This window comes from Streptomyces hokutonensis (genome assembly GCF_000376565.1).
GTDB lineage: Bacteria > Actinomycetota > Actinomycetes > Streptomycetales > Streptomycetaceae > Streptomyces > Streptomyces hokutonensis.
On record NZ_BARG01000066.1, the window covers coordinates 1 to 16,965 of the forward strand.

Here is a 16,965-nt window from a genome sequence, read left to right on the forward strand (position 1 = left end):
CGTCTCCGCGGAGCAGCTCCTGGAGAAGGCCTGGGACGAGAACACGGACCCGTTCACCAACGTCGTGCGGGTGACGGTCATGACGCTGCGCCGCAAGCTCGGCGAGCCGCCTGTCATCGTCACCGTGCCCGGCTCCGGTTACCGGATCTGAGTCCACGGTGGCGACGACTCCCGCGCCTCCCCAGGCGCCCCCGAAGCCCACGTGGGACCCCAGAAGGCCCGAACCACCGTTCCCCTGGCTGCGTCCCACCATCCGCATAAGGCTCACGCTGCTGTACGGCGGCATGTTCCTGATCGCCGGGATACTGCTGCTGTCGATCATCTACCTGCTCGCGGCGCACGCGCTGAACGTGGGCAGTGAGCTGCCCTTCAAGGTCATCTCCGGCTCGGTCGGCAGCAGCACCTGCAACTTCCCGTCCGAGCCGTCGGCGACCACGCTCAACAACGCGATGAACCAGTGCGTCAACGAACAGCGCCAGCACGCCCTGGACGACCTGCTCAGCCGCTCCCTGCTGACCCTGCTCGGCCTGGCGATCATCGCCTTCGCCTTCGGGTACGCGATGGCGGGCCGGGTGCTGTCCCCGCTGGGCCGGATCACCCGGACCGCCCGCGCGGTGGCCGGCTCGGACCTGTCCCGCCGGATCGAGCTGGACGGCCCGGACGACGAACTCAAGGAACTCGCGGACACCTTCGACGAGATGCTGGACCGGCTGCAGCGGGCCTTCACCGCGCAGCAGCGCTTCGTGGGGAACGCCTCGCACGAGCTGCGCACCCCGCTCGCGATCAACCGCACGCTCCTGGAAGTGCATCTGTCGGACCCCGGCGCCCCTGTCGAGCTCCAGCAGCTCGGCAAGACACTGCTGGCCACCAACGAGCGCAGCGAGCAGCTCGTGGAGGGTCTGCTGCTGCTGGCCCGCAGCGACAACCAGATCGTCGAGCGCAAGCCCGTGGACCTCGCCGAGGTCGCCGAGCAGGCCGTCGACCAGGTGCACGCGGAGGCGAGCGCGAAGAACGTGGTCATCCGCGGCGAGCGCAAGCCGGCCGTCGTCCAGGGCAACGGCGTCCTCCTGGAGCGGATCGCCCTGAACCTGGTGCAGAACGCGGTGCGGTACAACGTGCCCGAGGACGGCTGGGTCGAGGTCACCACCGAGGTGCAGCACGGTCATGCGGTGCTGATCGTCTCGAACACGGGTCCGGTGGTCCCGGCGTACGAGATCGACAACCTCTTCGAGCCCTTCAGACGGCTCCGTACGGAGCGAACGGGCAGCGACAAGGGTGTGGGCCTCGGTCTGTCCATCGCGCGGTCCGTGGCGCGCGCACACGGTGGCCATATCTCGGCCCAGCCCCGCGAGGGGGGTGGGCTCGTGATGCGAGTCACCCTGGCCATCTGAGATCATGTCGCCGACACACGAGGATGTTCGCTTTGCGCGGAATTTTCTGGCCGCATCTTCGGCACTCTTGTGTGTGATCGATCACAAGCACGATTTTCGGGGCATCTACTCTCCGTGATCATGCACCCTGTCGGAAAGCCGGGAAAATCCGGGTTTTCAGGGGTCTTGATCACGGGAAGTACACGGTGAGGTGCCTTTGAAGAGCGGCATTGGGACCGTGTACGGTCCCCTTCGCCATCCAAGCCGATCACTCTTGAGGGGTCCGGTTGGGTGTCGATTGAGTAACAGACCTTGATGTGAGGCAAAATCTCCGCCTCAGGTCGGGCACAAGTCCGGCCTCTCACGCGTTACGTGCGCTGGAGACACCGCAGACACCCAGAGGGGGAGAGCGCGACATGGCAACGGATTACGACACCCCACGCAAGACCGACGACGACGTCGACTCGGACAGCCTTGAAGAGCTCAAGGCGCGTAGGAACGACAAGTCGACTTCCGCAGTGGACGTCGACGAATTCGAGGCGGCCGAGGGCCTCGAACTGCCCGGAGCGGACCTCTCGAACGAAGAGCTGGCCGTCCGGGTGCTGCCCAAGCAGCAGGACGAGTTCACTTGCATGAGCTGCTTCCTGGTGCACCACCGCAGCCAGCTGGCCCGCGAGAAGAACGGCCAGCCGATCTGCCGCGACTGCGACTGAGGAGGGGTCGGCCGTGACTGGCTCGACCCCACCCTGGAAGCGCCGCTCCCTCAAGCCGGGAGCGGACGAAGGGCCGGCTGACGGCCCTCATGGCGCGCGTGACGACGAGCGGGGCTCATCCGAACAGGGATCAGCCTCGCTCGAACCGGCGGCCGACCGGGCTGACCTCCCGGTGCCCGCCGACGTTCCCGCAGCCGCCCCCGTCGCCAAACGACGGGTGGCGGTCATCCGGGACAAGGCGAGGGATGGCGTCCGTAAGGGCGGCAGCCGGGCCAGGGCGGGCCTGGCGTACCTCGCCGACCGAATCATCGACATAGCCCCGCGGATCCCCGTACGGGACCTCGAGGCGCTTCGGCGGCAGTTCCCGGGCCTCGGGCCCGAGCAGCTCGCCGACAAGCTGGTGGCGGGCGCGGCGAACGCGACGTCGACCGTCGGCGCGGGCATCGGTGCCGCGGCGATGCTGCCCGTGCCGCCCGCGATGCCCACCGAACTGGCCGCCGAGATCACCGGCGTCGCCGCGATCGAGCTGAAGCTGATCGCCGAGCTGTACGAGGTGTACGGCGTCCGTCCGCCCGGCGACCTGAGGCAGCGCAGCACCGCGTATCTGAACTCCTGGTCCGGGGAGCGCGGTATCGACGTGACCAAGCCGTCGACCATGAGCGCCGCGCTGAACGGCCACATGAAGCGCGAACTGCGCCAGCAGATCATGAAACGCATGGTCCGCGACCTGCCGAACCTGATGCCCTTCATGGTCGGCGCCGCCGTCGGAGCGGTCATGAACCGCCGGGACACCAAGAAGCTCGCCGAGCGCATCCGCAAGGACCTGCGCAAGGCCCAGGTGCCCTGGGACGCGCTGCCCGAACTCCCACCCCTGGAGACCCCGCCGGACCCGCTCAGAATGGGCGAGATCCCCAAGGAACTCGGTCGCTGAGGGACCGGAGGGGCCGGTCCTAGACCGCTGCCGCCTGTGCCGCCTTCAGCGCTTCCGCCAGCCGCTCCGGCTCGCGCGTCGACAGGTACAGGTACGGCGTCGGGTCGGCCGGGTCGGTGACCTCCACGCGCAGTGCCGTGGGGATGTAGGAGCGCAGCAGCAGGAAGGCCCGGGTGTCGGCCTTGTGGGTGCGCCAGGCACGTGCCTCCTCCGCGTCCAGGATCTCCGCCTCGCCCAGCGCCGTCACCGGGATCTTCGCCTCGCCGGCGATCAGCGAGTCGCCCACGATCCGGATGCGGAGCGAGCCGTAGGAGCTGGCCGTGACCGCGGCGAACGCGGTGCCGCCGACCAGGCCGCCGAGCAGCGGCAGGGTGCCGAAGGGCAGCAGGATCAGGGCGAAGGAGACGCCCACCAGGAACGAGATGAACCACCACGAACGGGGGGCAGTGAGGCGCTCGTCGTAGGGGGAGGCGGAAAGCTGCATGAAGCCAAGCTTGGCACGGTGTCCGGAACATACCGACGCGCGGGTAAGGTCTGCGGCTGTGGGTGGTACTTCTCCAGCTCTTCAGCCTCCGTCCGACGCCGTGAAACCGGTGCGGCACCCTGACGCGCCCGCGCCCGGTGAGTTGCTGGGTGCCCACTACGAACAGTGTTTCGGGTGCGGCGGCGACCAGCCGCACGGGCTGCATCTGGCGGCGCGGGCCGGCGAGGGCGTGACCATCACCGCCGAGTTCACCGTGCGGGCCGCCCACCAGGGCGCCCCGGGCCTCGCGCACGGCGGAGTGCTCGCCAGCGCGCTGGACGAGACCCTCGGCTCGCTGAACTGGCTGCTGCGGACGATCGCGGTGACCGGTCGCCTGGAGACCGACTTCGTGCGGCCTGTGCCCGTGGACACCGTCTTGTACCTGGAGGCCGAGGTGACGGCCGTGGCCGGCCGGAAGATCTACTCGACCGCCACGGGACGCATCGGCGCTCCCGACGGGCCGGTCGCCGTGCGCGCCGACGCCCTCTTCATCGAGGTGAAGGTCGACCACTTCATCGACAACGGCCGCCCGCAGGAGATCCGGGCCGCCATGGACGACCCGGACCAGGTCCGGCGTACCCGTGCCTTCGAGGTGAACCCGTGAGCAGTGGCCGTAGTCCCCTGGACGTACTGATCCGGCGCGTCGACCCCGACGTACCGCTTCCGTCGTACGAGCACCCCGGTGACGCGGGCGCGGATCTGCGGACCACCGAGGGCCGGGAACTGAAGCCGGGTGAACGGGCCGTACTGCCCACGGGGGTGTCTGTCGCGCTCCCGGAGGGGTACGCGGCCTTCGTACACCCCCGTTCGGGGCTCGCCGCCCGCTGCGGTGTCGCCCTAGTGAATGCCCCGGGGACGGTTGATGCCGGGTACCGTGGGGAGATCAAGGTGATCGTGGTGAATCTCGACCCGTACGAGTCGGTACGGTTCGAGCGCTTCGACCGGATCGCCCAGCTGGTCGTCCAGCAGGTCGAGAGGGTCCGCTTCCAGGAGGTCGCGGAACTTCCCGATTCGGCGCGGGCCGAGGGGGGCTTCGGGTCCACCGGCGGTCACGCCGCCGTGGGCGGCACCACGGGTGGGAATCGATACGCTTCGGTCGTATCCGACCGGGAAGGACAGTGACGTGTTCGGACGTCGCAAGAAGGGCACTGCCGCCGAGGACGCGGCGAGCGAGGCCGAGCAGGTCGTCGACGACGTCGACACTGAGGCGGACGCGGTGGAGCGCGTGAGGCTCGAACCGGAGCCCCGCCCCGACGGACCCTGGGACGACTCGGAGGTCGGCGACCCCGCCGAGGGCCGGGTGGACCTGGGCGGTCTGTTCGTGCCGGGAGTCGACGGCATGGAGTTGCGGGTCGAGGTCGCGGGTGACGCGATCGTCGCCGCCACCGTGGTCCTCAAGGACAGTGCCATCCAGTTGCAGGCCTTCGCCGCTCCCAAGCGCGAGGGCATCTGGGGTGAGGTCCGCGAGGAGATCGCCAGCGGCATCACCCAGCAGGGCGGCATCGTCGACGAGGTCGAGGGGCCGCTGGGCTGGGAGCTGCGCGCGCAGGTTCCGGTGCAGCTGCCGGACGGCACGGGCGGCTTCCAGGTGGTGCGGTTCGTCGGTGTGGACGGTTCGCGCTGGTTCCTGCGCGGGGTGATCTCCGGGCAGGGCGCGGTGCAGCCGCAGGCGGCCGGTCTGCTGGAGCAGATCTTCCGGGACACGGTCGTCGTTCGCGGCGAGGGCCCGATGGCGCCCCGCGACCCGATCGTCCTGAAGCTGCCGAACGACGCCCAGATGGTTCCCGAGGGCGTCCAGCAGGAGGAGGCGGGTTCCCGCTTCTCCGGCGGCATGGGCCAGTTGCAGCGCGGACCGGAGATCACCGAGGTCCGCTAGCAGGAACAGACAGCCTCGAAAGGGCCGTACCCCTCCGGGGGTGCGGCCCTTTGTCGTGTGCGCACTCTTGACGGCGTATTGGTCTGTACCTATGGTCTCGGCTCAACGCCCAAGTTCATCAGGGTGCTCTGTGTTCACATACGAGAACGGAGTCACCGTGCGCCGTGCTGCCCTGCTCTCCGTCGTCACCGCGCTGGTCCTGGGCTTCTTCGCCCAGCCCGGCGCCACCGTCACCGCCCAGGCGGCCCCCGCCACCTTCGTCCACCCCGGAGTCGACGTCTCCAGAAGCCAGCTGGACTTCGCCCGCACCGAGGTCCTCGCCGGCGCCCAGCCCTGGAAGGGCGCCTACGACCAGATGATGGCGAGCTCCTACGCCAGTCTGAGCCGGACCCCGAAGCCCAGAGCCGTCGTCGAGTGCGGCTCGTACTCCAACCCCAACTACGGCTGCACCGACGAACGCGAGGACGCGATAGCGGCCTACACCGACGCGCTCGCCTGGTACATCACCAAGGACGCGCGCTACGCCCAGAAGGCCATCGAGATCATGGACGCCTGGTCGGCCACGATCACCAGCCACACCAACAGCAACGCGCCCCTGCAGACCGGCTGGGCCGGCGCCTCCTGGCCCAAGGCCGCCGAGATCATCAAGTACACGTACACCGGGACGTGGACCAACTCGGCCCGCTTCGCGACCATGCTCCGCAACGTCTACCTGCCCGAGATCATCAACGGCTCCAATTCCAACGGGAACTGGGAGCTGACGATGATGGACGCGGCGATCGGCATCTCCGTCTTCCTTGAGGACAAGACGTCGTACGACAAGGCGATGGCGCTCTTCCGGACGCGGACGGCCGCGTACATCTACCTCGCCTCGGACGGTTCCGTACCGAAGACCGTGCCGAGCCAGAACCTCAACACCACGGCGAAGATCGTCGCCTACTGGCAGGGCCAGTCGACCTTCGTCACCGGGCTCACCCAGGAGACGTGCCGCGACTTCACGCACACCGGGTACGGCCTCTCCTCGATCTCGCACGTCGCCGAGACCAGCCGGATCCAGGGCACCGACCTCTACGGCACCGACGTCGGCGAGCGGCTGCGGCAGGCGCTCGGGTTCCAGGCCAAGTACCAGCTCGGGACGGCCGTGCCGAGCTGGCTGTGCGGCGGGTCGCTGACCCTCGGGCTCGGACCGGTCACCGAGGTCGGCTACAACGCGCTGCACAACCGTCTGGGCATCGCCATGACCAATACCCAGACGCTCACCCTCGACAACCGCCCGGCCGGCACCAATAACCTCTTCGTGGCCTGGGAGACCCTCACCCACGGCGACAACCCCAACTGAGCACCGCCGCGCCCTGATGCCCGTACCGTGCCGTACGGGCATCAGGGTTGTGTCAAAGACGTCCAGGACCAGGCTCGCCACCCCTTTTGTCGGACTTATTGGCCGTAAAGTCGACGCTGCGTACACGGGTGTGACGGGAAGACAATGAGGCCATGGGACGCGGCAAGCTTCGGATCTACCTCGGTGCGGCACCGGGCGTCGGCAAGACGTACGCCATGCTGTCCGAGGCCCACCGCAGGGTGGAGCGGGGCACCGACTGCGTGGTCGCCTTCGTGGAGCACCACGGCCGGGCCCGCACCGAGGTGATGCTGCACGGCCTGGAGCAGGTCCCGCGCGCGGAGCTGTCCTACCGGGGCACCGTCTTCACCGAGATGGACGTCGACGCCGTACTGCGCCGGGCCCCCGCCGTCGCCCTGGTGGACGAACTCGCCCACACCAACATCCCGGGATCGCGCAACACCAAGCGCTGGCAGGACATCGAAGAACTGCTGGCGGCCGGCATCGACGTGGTGTCGACCGTCAACATCCAGCACCTGGAGTCCCTCGGCGACGTCGTCGAGTCGATCACCGGGGTCCGCCAGCAGGAGACCGTGCCCGACGAGGTCGTCCGCCGGGCCGACCAGATCGAGCTCGTCGACATGTCGCCACAGGCGCTGCGGCGGCGGATGGCGCACGGCAACATCTACCAGCCCGACAAGGTCGACGCGGCCCTCTCCAACTACTTCCGCCCCGGCAACCTCACCGCCCTGCGCGAGCTGGCCCTCCTGTGGGTGGCCGACCGGGTCGACGAGTACCTCCAGGAGTACCGCCGCGAGCACCAGGTGTCGGCGATCTGGGGCTCCCGCGAGCGGATCGTCGTAGGACTGACCGGCGGGCCGGAAGGGCGGACGCTGATACGGCGGGCCGCGCGGCTCGCCGAGAAGGGGGCCGGCGGTGAGGTGCTGGCCGTCTACATCTCCCGCAGCGACGGCCTGACCTCCGCCTCCCCGAAGGAACTGGCACAGCAGCGCACCCTGATCGAGGACCTCGGCGGCACCTTCCACCACGTAGTGGGCGACGACATCCCGGCCGCGCTGCTCGACTTCGCGCGCGGGGTCAACGCCACCCAGATCGTCCTCGGCTCCTCGCGCCGCAAGACCTGGCAGTACGTCTTCGGGCCCGGCGTCGGCACCACGGTCGCCCGCGAGTCCGGTCCCGACCTGGACGTCCACATCGTCACCCACGGAGAGGTCGCCAAGGGGCGCGGACTGCCGGTGGCCCGGGGCGCGCGGCTCGGGCGCGCCCGGATCGTCTCGGGCTGGGTGGTCGGTGTCGTCGGGCCGGTGGGCCTCGCGCTCCTGCTGAACGCGATCCATCTCGGGCTCGCCAACGACATGCTGCTGTTCCTGTCGCTGACTGTCGCCGCGGCGCTGCTCGGCGGGCTGCTGCCGGCGCTGGTCTCGGCGGCCCTCGGGTCGTTCCTGCTGAACTACTACTACACGCCCCCGCTGCACCGGCTGACCATCGCCGACCCCAAGAACATCGTCGCCATCGCGATCTTCGTCGGCGTCGCCGTGTCCGTGGCCTCCGTCGTCGACCTCGCCGCGCGCCGCACCCAGCAGGCCGCCAGACTGCGCGCCGAGTCGGAGATCCTGTCCTTCCTCGCGGGCAGCGTGCTGCGCGGCGAGACCAGCCTCGAAGCGCTCCTGGAGCGGGTCCGGGAGACCTTCGGCATGGAGTCCGTGGCGCTGCTGGAACGCAAGAGCGACGTCGACCCCTGGACCTGTGCCGGCCGGGTCGGTGTCGGGGTCCCGCTGGAGCGGCCCGAGGACGGCGATGTGGACATGCCGGTCGGCGACCACATGGCCCTCGCGCTGACCGGCCGCGTGCTGCCCGCCTCCGACCGCCGGGTGCTGGCCGCCTTCGCCGCGCAGGCCGCCGTCGTACTGGACCGCAGGCGCCTGCGCGAGGAGGCCGACCAGGCCCGCGCGCTCGCGGAGGGCAATCGCATCCGTACGGCCCTCCTGGCGGCCGTGAGCCACGATCTGCGGACCCCGCTGGCCGGCATCAAGGCGGCCGTGTCGAGTCTGCGCTCCGACGACGTGGCGTGGTCCGAGGAGGACCAGGCCGAGCTCCTGGAGGGCATCGAGGCCGGCGCCGACCGGCTCGACCACCTCGTGGGCAACCTCCTCGACATGTCCCGCCTCCAGACCGGCACGGTCACCCCGATCGTCCGGGAGATCGACCTCGACGAGGTGGTGCCCATGGCGCTGGTCGGGGTCCCCGAGGGCAGCGCGGAACTCGACATCCCGGAGACGCTGCCCATGGTGGCCGTCGACCCCGGGCTGCTGGAGCGGGCGGTGGCCAACCTGGTCGAGAACGCGGTCAAGTACAGTCCGCCCGACCGGCCCGTCCTGGTGTCCGCCAGCGCCATCGCCGACCGGGTGGAGGTCCGGGTGGTCGACCGCGGCCCCGGAGTCCCCGACGAGGCCAAGGACCGCATATTCGAGCCCTTCCAGCGCTACGGCGACGCCCCGCGCGGTGCGGGAGTGGGGCTCGGCCTCGCCGTGGCGCGTGGCTTCACCGAGGCCATGAACGGCACCCTGAACGCCGAGGACACACCCGGCGGCGGCCTCACCATGGTCCTCACGCTCCGCGCGGCGAAAGGTGCCGTGGAAGACGGGCACGACGTGTACGACGTACAACCGGAAAGGCAGGTCTCATGACCAGGGTCCTCGTGGTCGAGGACGAGCCGCAGATCGTGCGGGCCCTCGTGATCAACCTCAAGGCACGGAAGTACGAGGTCGACGCGGCGGCCGACGGGAAGACCGCGCTCGACCTCGCCGCCTCCCGCCACCCCGACGTGGTCGTCCTCGACCTGGGGCTGCCCGACATGGACGGCGTCGAGGTGATCAAGGGGCTGCGGGGCTGGACCCGGGTGCCGATCCTGGTGCTGTCCGCCCGGCACTCCTCGGACGAGAAGGTCGAGGCGCTGGACGCGGGCGCCGACGACTACGTCACCAAGCCCTTCGGCATGGACGAGCTGCTGGCGCGGCTGCGGGCCGCCGTGCGCCGGGCCGAGCCCACCGGGGGCGGCGAGGACGACGTCCTGGTCGAGACCGAGGAGTTCACCGTCGACCTGGCCGCCAAGAAGGTCCAGCGCGACGGGCGGGACGTACGGCTGACCCCCACGGAGTGGCATCTGCTGGAGGTGCTCGTGCGCAACACCGGGCGGCTGGTCAGCCAGAAACAGCTGCTCCAGGAGGTGTGGGGGCCGTCCTACGGGACCGAGACGAACTACCTCCGCGTCTACATGGCACAGCTGCGGCGCAAGCTGGAGACGGACCCCGCGCACCCGAAGCACTTCATCACGGAGCCCGGGATGGGCTACCGGTTCGAGCGCTGACGACGTGGGTACGTCGCTGTCGGTGGACCCCGGTACGCTTCAGATATGAGCGCTGTCTCCCGTTCCGAAAAGCCGGCCGGCCGGTTCCGGCGCATGCTCGACCGGCTGTCCTCCTCGCAGGAGGACCTGGAGTCCGAGGAGCTGCGTGAGGACTCCGAGACCGAGGGCTGTGTCCGGATCGGCGACTGCCACGACCGACAGATCGTGACGGTTACTGGTACCTTGCGCACGGTCACGCTGCGCCCCCGGGCGGGAGTCCCCGCGCTGGAGGCCGAACTGTTCGACGGCTCGGCAGCCCTGGACGTGGTGTGGCTCGGCAGGCGTTCCATCGTGGGCATAGAACCGGGACGCAAGCTGATCGCGTCCGGCCGGATCTCCATGAGCAGAGGCCGCCGGGTGCTCTTCAACCCGAAATACGAACTGAGACCCCTCGGACGGGAGTAGCCGGTGACGTCGCTCGACAAGCCGACCACAGAGACCGTGGACGCCGAAGACAGCGAGCAGGATGTCCGGGCGGTGACCGAGGCGGCCCTCTTCGAGGCGTTCGGCGGGCTGCGCGGCATGATCGAAACGGTCCTGCCCGGCCTCCTCTTCGTCACCATCTTCACGATCAACAAGGACCTGCACTGGTCGGCGATCGCCGCCCTCGCCGTGTCCCTGGTGCTGGTCGTGGTCCGCCTGGTGAAGCGCGACACCGTCAAGCACGCCTTCAGCGGTGTCTTCGGCGTCGCCTTCGGTGTCGTCTTCGCGATGATGACCGGCAACGCCAAGAACTTCTACCTCCCCGGCATGCTCTACACGCTGGGCCTGGCGCTGGCGTACATCATCACGACCCTCGCGGGCGTCCCGCTGATCGGCCTGATCCTCGGCCCGGTCTTCAAGGAGAACCTCTCCTGGCGCACCCGCAACCCCGGCCGCAAGAAGGCCTACGCCAAGGCCAGTTGGGCCTGGGGCCTGATCCTGCTCGCCAAGTGCGCGATCCTCTTCCCGCTCTACTGGTGGGCCAACACCGCCCAACTCGGCTGGGTCCTGGTCGCGTTGAAGATCCCGCCCTTCCTGCTGGCCGTCTGGCTGACCTGGGTCTTCCTCGCGAAGGCACCCGCGCCCATCGACGTGTTCGCGGAGATGGAAGCGGAGGAACAGGCGGAGAAGGAGCGGAAGGCCGCAGCTGCCACCGCAGAGGGCCGGCACCGGCGAGACGCATAGTTTTTGCTACGACGAAGAGGGCGCCCCGAGATCTCGGGGCGCCCTCTTCGTCGTAGAACCGGACTAAGTCGCCGCGTCCTCCCGGCGCACCGACAGCAAGTCCTCCAGCTGCTCCTCACGCGCCTGAGCCGCGACGAACAGCAGCTCGTCGCCCGCCTCCAAGGAGTCCTCGCGGGACGGGGTCAGCACGCGGGTGCCGCGGATGATCGTGACCAGGGAGGTGTCCTCGGGCCACTCCACGTCGCCGACCTGGGTGCCGGCCAGGGCCGACTCCTCGGGCAGCGTCAGCTCCACGAGGTTCGCGTCGCCGTGGCTGAAGCGGAGGAGGCGGACCAGGTCGCCGACCGAGACCGCTTCCTCGACCAGGGCCGACATCAGGCGGGGCGTGGAGACGGCCACGTCGACGCCCCATGACTCGTTGAAGAGCCACTCGTTCTTCGGGTTGTTGACGCGGGCGACGACGCGCGGGACGCCGTACTCCGTCTTCGCGAGGAGGGAGACGACGAGGTTGACCTTGTCGTCGCCGGTCGCGGCGATCACCACGTTGCAGCGCTGGAGCGCCGCCTCGTCCAGGGACGTGATCTCGCAGGCGTCGGCCAGCAGCCACTCCGCCTGGGGGACCCGCTCGACCGAGATCGCGGTCGGGGCCTTGTCGATGAGAAGGATCTCGTGACCGTTCTCCAGCAGCTCACCGGCGATCGAACGTCCGACCGCGCCGGCTCCGGCAATGGCGACCCTCATCAGTGACCGCCCTCCTCTTCGGGACCCTTGGCGAACGCCGCCTCGACCTTGTCGACCTCGTCCGTGCGCATCATCACGTGCACGAGGTCGCCCTCCTGCAACACGGTCTGCGAAGAGGGCAGCATCGCCTCGCCGAGACGGGTGAGGAACGCCACGCGGACGCCCGTCTCCTCCTGCAACTTGCTGATCTTGTGGCCCACCCAGGTCGCCGAGGCGTGCACCTCGGCGAGCTGGACACCGCCGGTGGGATCCCGCCACAGCGGCTCCGCGCCCGAGGGCAGCAGACGGCGCAGCATCTGGTCGGCGGTCCAGCGGACCGTGGCGACGGTGGGGATGCCCAGGCGCTGGTAGACCTCGGCACGGCGGGGGTCGTAGATACGGGCCGCGACGTTCTCCACGCCGAACATCTCGCGGGCCACCCGCGCGGAGATGATGTTCGAGTTGTCACCGCTGGAGACGGCCGCGAACGCGCCCGCCTCCTCGATGCCCGCTTCGCGCAGCGTGTCCTGGTCGAAGCCGACCCCGGTGACCCGGCGGCCGCCGAATCCCGGGCCCAGCCGACGGAAGGCGGTGGGGTCCTGGTCGATCACGGCGACCGTGTGCCCCTGTTGCTCCAGGGTCTGGGCGAGAGCGGAACCCACTCTGCCGCAGCCCATGATGACGATGTGCACGACCGTCCTTCCGGTGTCCTGAAATCAATGCTCAGCCCCATCAGGGTCTCAGACCGAGGCCAAAGTACACACGTCCGGCCCTTCCGGGGCACCCCTGTGCGTCAGCGGCGCCCGATGCTGCGCACACTGGCCAGGGTGAGGATTCCGAGGCCGGCCAGGGCGGCGAGGGCGCCGATCAGCTCTGCGGTCGAGGGCATGGAACCTCCAGGGGGCGGGCGGGAGCGGGGTTTTGTCATATAGACACGGAGTCGCCACTCCCGACGGAATCCGCAACTCCACTCGTCACGGATTTCACCCGTGAGGCAGATGACATGGCTCAGGCAGGTGGCGAGTAGAGGATCGCCTGTTCGAAGGCCTACGATCCTCTGTTGTGTCCAAACTGACCGACGTGCCCAAGCGCATCCTCATCGGGCGCGCACTGCGCAGCGACCGGTTGGGCGAAACGCTCCTGCCGAAGCGCATCGCACTCCCCGTCTTCGCTTCCGACCCGCTGTCCTCCGTCGCGTACGCGCCCGGCGAGGTGCTGCTGGTCCTCTCCATCGCGGGCGTGTCGGCCTACCACTTCAGCCCCTGGATCGCGGTCGCGGTCGTGGTGCTGATGTTCACCGTGGTCGCCTCCTACCGGCAGAACGTCCACGCCTACCCCAGCGGCGGCGGCGACTACGAGGTGGCCACCACCAACCTCGGCCCCAAGGCCGGCCTCACCGTCGCCAGCGCCCTGCTCGTCGACTACGTCCTCACCGTCGCCGTCTCGATCGCCTCCGGCATCGAGAACCTCGGCTCCGCGGTCCCGTTCGTGGTCGAGCACAAGGTGATCTGCGCGATCGTCGTCGTGGTGCTCCTCACGCTGATGAACCTGCGCGGCGTGAAGGAGTCCGGTTCGCTGTTCGCGATCCCGACGTACGTCTTCGTCGCGGGCGTCTTCATCATGATCGCGTGGGGTGCCTTCCGTGGACTCGTCCTCGGCGACACCATGCGGGCGCCGACCGCCGACTACCACATCAAGGCCGAGCACGAGGGCCTCGCGGGCTTCGCGCTCGTCTTCCTGCTCCTGCGCGCCTTCTCCTCCGGCTGTGCCGCCCTGACCGGCGTCGAGGCGATCTCCAACGGCGTCCCGGCCTTCCGCAAGCCCAAGTCCAAGAACGCGGCGACCACCCTCGCGGCGATGGGCCTGCTGGCCGTCACGATGTTCTGCGGGATCATCGCGCTGGCCATGACGACCAAGGTCCGCATGGCCGAGAACCCGGCCACCGACCTGATCCACAACGGTGTCGCCATCGGCTCCGACTATGTCCAGAACCCGGTGATCTCCCAGGTCGCCGAGGCCGTGTTCGGCAAGGGCAGCTTCCTGTTCGTCGTGCTGGCCGCGGCCACCGCGCTGGTCCTGTTCCTGGCCGCCAACACGGCGTACAACGGCTTCCCGCTCCTCGGCTCGATCCTCGCCCAGGACCGCTACCTGCCGCGCCAGCTGCACACCCGAGGCGACCGCCTGGCCTTCTCCAACGGCATCGTGCTGCTCGCCGGCACCGCCACCCTGCTGATCGCGATCTACGGCGCCGACTCGACCCGCCTGATCCAGCTCTACATCGTGGGCGTGTTCGTCTCCTTCACCCTCAGCCAGACCGGCATGGTCCGGCACTGGAACCGCCACCTCGCCACCGAGAAGGACCAGGCCAAGCGCCGCCACATGGTCCGCTCGCGCGCGATCAACGCCTTCGGTGCGTTCTTCACGGGTCTCGTCCTGGTCGTGGTCCTGGTCACGAAGTTCACGCACGGCGCCTGGGTGGCGCTGCTCGGCATGTGCATCTTCTACGCCACGATGACCGCGATCCGTAAGCACTACGACCGGGTCGCCGAGGAGATCGCGGCCCCCGAGGGCCCCAGCGACGACAGCCTCCGCCCGTCCCGGGTCCACTCGGTCGTCCTGATCTCCAAGATCCACCGCCCGGCGCTGCGGGCCCTGGCCTACGCCAAGCTGATGCGCTCGGACACCCTGGAGGCGCTCAGCGTCAACGTGGACCCGGCCGAGACCAAGGCACTGCGCGAGGAGTGGGAGCGGCGCGGGATCGACGTACCGCTGAAGGTGCTCGACTCGCCGTACCGGGAGATCACGCGGCCGATCATCGAGTACGTGAAGGGCCTGCGGAAGGAATCCCCGCGGGATGCCGTCTCCGTGATCATCCCCGAGTACGTCGTCGGCCACTGGTACGAGCACCTGCTCCACAACCAGAGCGCGCTCAGGCTCAAGGGCCGGCTGCTGTTCACGCCGGGCGTGATGGTGACGTCGGTGCCGTACCAGCTGGAGTCCTCCGAGGCGGCGAAGATCCGGGCCCGCAAGCGGCAGGAATGGAGCGCGCCGGGTGCGGTGCGGCGGGGGCCTGCGGAGGAGCGGCACAAGGAGTCCTCGGACACCAAGGGCTGAGCGTCTCCTGGCGCACTTTGTGGTGAGCGGTCGGGCAGGGCCCACGTAGACTGGTGGGCTGTTGTCCGGCCGTTCCCCCTTTGACGTTGTGGAGTCACCCCGCCATGCAGGCAGAACCGAAGAAATCGCTGGTGGGGGAGGAGTACGAGGTCGAGGTCGGCCCCGTCGCCCATGGCGGGCACTGCATCGCCCGTACGGCCGAGGGCCAGGTGCTGTTCGTCCGGCACACGCTGCCCGGTGAGCGCGTGATCGCGCGGGTCACCGACGGCGAGGAGGGCGCGCGGTTCCTGCGGGCCGACGCCGTGACGATCCTGGAGGAGTCCAAGGACCGCGTCGAGGCGCCCTGTCCCTACGCCGGTCCCGGCCGCTGCGGTGGCTGCGACTGGCAGCACGCCAAGCCCGGCGCCCAGCGGCGCCTCAAGGGCGAGGTCATCGCCGAGCAGCTCCAGCGGCTCGCGGGCCTCACGCCCGAGGAGGCCGGCTGGGACGGCACGGTGATGCCGGCCGAGGGCGACAAGCTGCCCGCCGGGCAGGTCCCGCAGTGGCGCACCCGCGTCCAGTACGCGGTGGACGTCGACGGCAACGCCGGTCTGCGCAAGCACCGTTCGCACGAGGTCGAGCCCATCGAGCACTGCATGATCGCGGCGCCCGGGGTCAGCGAGCTGGGCATCGAGGAGCGCGACTGGTCCGGCATGGCGTCGGTCGACGCGATCGCGGCGACGGGTTCCCAGGACCGCATGGTGATTCTGGAGCCGAGGCCGGGAGCCCGCCTCCCCCTGGTCGAACTCGACCGCCCCGTCTCCGTCATGCGCGTCGAGGAGCACGACGGCGGCATCCACCGCGTCCACGGCCGCGCGTTCGTCCGCGAGCGGGCCGACGGCCGTACGTACCGCGTCGGCAGCGGCGGTTTCTGGCAGGTCCACCCGATGGCCGCGGACACCCTCGTCAAGGCCGTCATGCAGGGCCTGCTCCCGCGCAAGGGCGACATGGCGTTGGACCTGTACTGCGGCGTCGGCCTCTTCGCGGGCGCCCTCGCCGACCGCCTCGGCGACAAGGGCGCGGTCCTCGGCATCGAGTCCGGCAAGCGCGCGGTCGAGGACGCGCGGCACAATCTCGCCGGGTTCGAGCGCGTGCGGATCGAGCAGGGGAAGGTCGAGAGCGTGCTCCCGAAGACGGGGATCAGCGAGGTCGACCTGATCGTCCTCGACCCGCCTCGCTCCGGTGCCGGGAAGAAGACCGTGGAGCACCTGTCGTCGCTCGGGGCGCGGAAGATCGCGTACGTGGCGTGCGATCCGGCGGCGCTGGCACGGGACCTGGGGTATTTCCGGGACGGGGGGTATCGGGTGCGGACTCTGCGGGCGTTCGATCTGTTTCCGATGACTCATCATGTGGAGTGCGTTGCCATCCTTGAACCGGTGGCCAAGGTTTCCTGACCTGCGGTTTTGCGCATGCGCATTATGTGCGGTGTGGGCGTTACGGGCGATATCTTGACGCTGAAATGACGCTCGTGACGCTCATTTGACGCTCGTTCTGATGGGGTGTCAGTCGTGCTGCGCTGCTGGTCAGGCGATCTAATGTGCAGCCCGGCTGAGGGGCACCGCTGAGAATTTCGCGATCTCAGGCGGTTGTGCTCAGTCGCTTGCGCGCAGCGCTCAGCAGGTTCTTGGTCTGCTGGTGGTACACGAGTCCAACTACTCCTGAGCTGCAGAAATGAGTGAGATTGCCTGACGGAGGGCGAAGTTGGTCCGCTCCTGGTCCGGATCTTGGTGGGTGAGGGCCTTCTTCCAC

The 16,965-nt window shown here is 69.2% G+C and carries 17 protein-coding genes; 14 read left to right on the top strand and 3 right to left on the bottom strand.

All coding sequences use genetic code 11. The features are described 5' to 3' along the window. The 4 genes from SSP08S_RS56700 to SSP08S_RS38385 all read left to right on the top strand — a co-directional run. Positions 1–151 (top strand): winged helix-turn-helix domain-containing protein (locus tag SSP08S_RS56700; protein ID WP_043260017.1); only part of this gene is annotated, 151 nt, incomplete at its 5' end. A gap of 7 nt (positions 152–158) precedes the next feature. Then, positions 159–1,391: a sensor histidine kinase gene (locus tag SSP08S_RS38375; protein WP_026179196.1), complete on the top strand. Its 1,233-nt coding sequence runs from the start codon at positions 159–161 to the stop codon at positions 1,389–1,391. 395 nt (positions 1,392–1,786) lie between these two features. Next, the gene (locus SSP08S_RS38380; protein WP_005481602.1) at positions 1,787–2,083 is read left to right on the top strand and encodes a DUF4193 domain-containing protein; all 297 of its coding nucleotides are present in this window, start codon (positions 1,787–1,789) and stop codon (positions 2,081–2,083) included. A 13-nt stretch (positions 2,084–2,096) separates the two neighbouring features. Further along, complete coding sequence (locus SSP08S_RS38385; RefSeq protein WP_086022046.1) at positions 2,097–3,014, top strand: hypothetical protein; 918 nt, start codon at positions 2,097–2,099, stop codon at positions 3,012–3,014. A gap of 19 nt (positions 3,015–3,033) precedes the next feature. Here the strand turns inward: SSP08S_RS38385 and SSP08S_RS38390 are convergent, their stop codons facing one another. Further along, positions 3,034–3,498, bottom strand: a complete 465-nt coding sequence (locus tag SSP08S_RS38390; protein WP_019072960.1) for a DUF3093 domain-containing protein — start codon at positions 3,496–3,498, stop codon at positions 3,034–3,036. A gap of 58 nt (positions 3,499–3,556) precedes the next feature. Between SSP08S_RS38390 and SSP08S_RS38395 the strand changes: the two genes are divergently transcribed. From SSP08S_RS38395 to SSP08S_RS38430, 8 genes are all read left to right on the top strand, one after another. After that, positions 3,557–4,141 (top strand): PaaI family thioesterase, encoded by a 585-nt coding sequence (locus SSP08S_RS38395; protein WP_026179197.1) that lies wholly within the window; start codon positions 3,557–3,559, stop codon positions 4,139–4,141. Next, a complete protein-coding gene (gene dut, locus SSP08S_RS38400; protein ID WP_019072962.1) occupies positions 4,138–4,659 on the top strand; it encodes a dUTP diphosphatase in 522 nt (173 codons plus the stop codon). Before SSP08S_RS38395 ends, dut begins: the two co-directional genes overlap by 4 nt. Before the next feature lies 1 nt (position 4,660). After that, positions 4,661–5,413 carry a DUF3710 domain-containing protein gene (locus SSP08S_RS38405; protein WP_019072963.1) on the top strand — a complete coding sequence of 251 codons (753 nt, stop codon included), beginning with the start codon at positions 4,661–4,663 and terminating at the stop codon, positions 5,411–5,413. A 157-nt stretch (positions 5,414–5,570) separates the two neighbouring features. After that, a complete protein-coding gene (locus SSP08S_RS38410; RefSeq protein WP_026179198.1) occupies positions 5,571–6,752 on the top strand; it encodes an alginate lyase family protein in 1,182 nt (393 codons plus the stop codon). 152 nt (positions 6,753–6,904) lie between these two features. Further along, complete coding sequence (locus tag SSP08S_RS38415) at positions 6,905–9,457, top strand: sensor histidine kinase (RefSeq protein WP_019072965.1); 2,553 nt, start codon at positions 6,905–6,907, stop codon at positions 9,455–9,457. After that, positions 9,454–10,137, top strand: coding sequence for a response regulator (locus SSP08S_RS38420; protein WP_019072966.1), 684 nt, complete (start codon positions 9,454–9,456; stop codon positions 10,135–10,137). Before SSP08S_RS38415 ends, SSP08S_RS38420 begins: the two co-directional genes overlap by 4 nt. Before the next feature lie 45 nt (positions 10,138–10,182). Further along, a complete protein-coding gene (locus tag SSP08S_RS38425) occupies positions 10,183–10,581 on the top strand; it encodes an OB-fold nucleic acid binding domain-containing protein (RefSeq protein ID WP_019072967.1) in 399 nt (132 codons plus the stop codon). A gap of 3 nt (positions 10,582–10,584) precedes the next feature. After that, positions 10,585–11,343: a DUF3159 domain-containing protein gene (locus SSP08S_RS38430; protein WP_019072968.1), complete on the top strand. Its 759-nt coding sequence runs from the start codon at positions 10,585–10,587 to the stop codon at positions 11,341–11,343. A 63-nt stretch (positions 11,344–11,406) separates the two neighbouring features. On the opposite strand, the gene SSP08S_RS38435 is transcribed toward SSP08S_RS38430, so the two are convergent. Together SSP08S_RS38435 and SSP08S_RS38440 are read right to left on the bottom strand one after the other, a co-directional pair. Next, positions 11,407–12,084: a potassium channel family protein gene (locus SSP08S_RS38435; RefSeq protein ID WP_019072969.1), complete on the bottom strand. Its 678-nt coding sequence runs from the start codon at positions 12,082–12,084 to the stop codon at positions 11,407–11,409. Next, positions 12,084–12,755: a potassium channel family protein gene (locus tag SSP08S_RS38440; protein ID WP_019072970.1), complete on the bottom strand. Its 672-nt coding sequence runs from the start codon at positions 12,753–12,755 to the stop codon at positions 12,084–12,086. The genes SSP08S_RS38435 and SSP08S_RS38440 overlap by 1 nt, the downstream gene beginning before the upstream one ends. A gap of 370 nt (positions 12,756–13,125) precedes the next feature. On the opposite strand from SSP08S_RS38440, the gene SSP08S_RS38450 reads away from it, so the two are divergent. Continuing rightward, positions 13,126–15,177 carry an APC family permease gene (locus SSP08S_RS38450; protein WP_019072972.1) on the top strand — a complete coding sequence of 684 codons (2,052 nt, stop codon included), beginning with the start codon at positions 13,126–13,128 and terminating at the stop codon, positions 15,175–15,177. Between the two features lie 104 nt (positions 15,178–15,281). After that, on the top strand, positions 15,282–16,610 hold the full coding sequence (locus SSP08S_RS38455; protein WP_019072973.1) for a class I SAM-dependent RNA methyltransferase: 1,329 nt from the start codon (positions 15,282–15,284) through the stop codon (positions 16,608–16,610). Positions 16,611–16,965 lie beyond the last annotated feature (355 nt).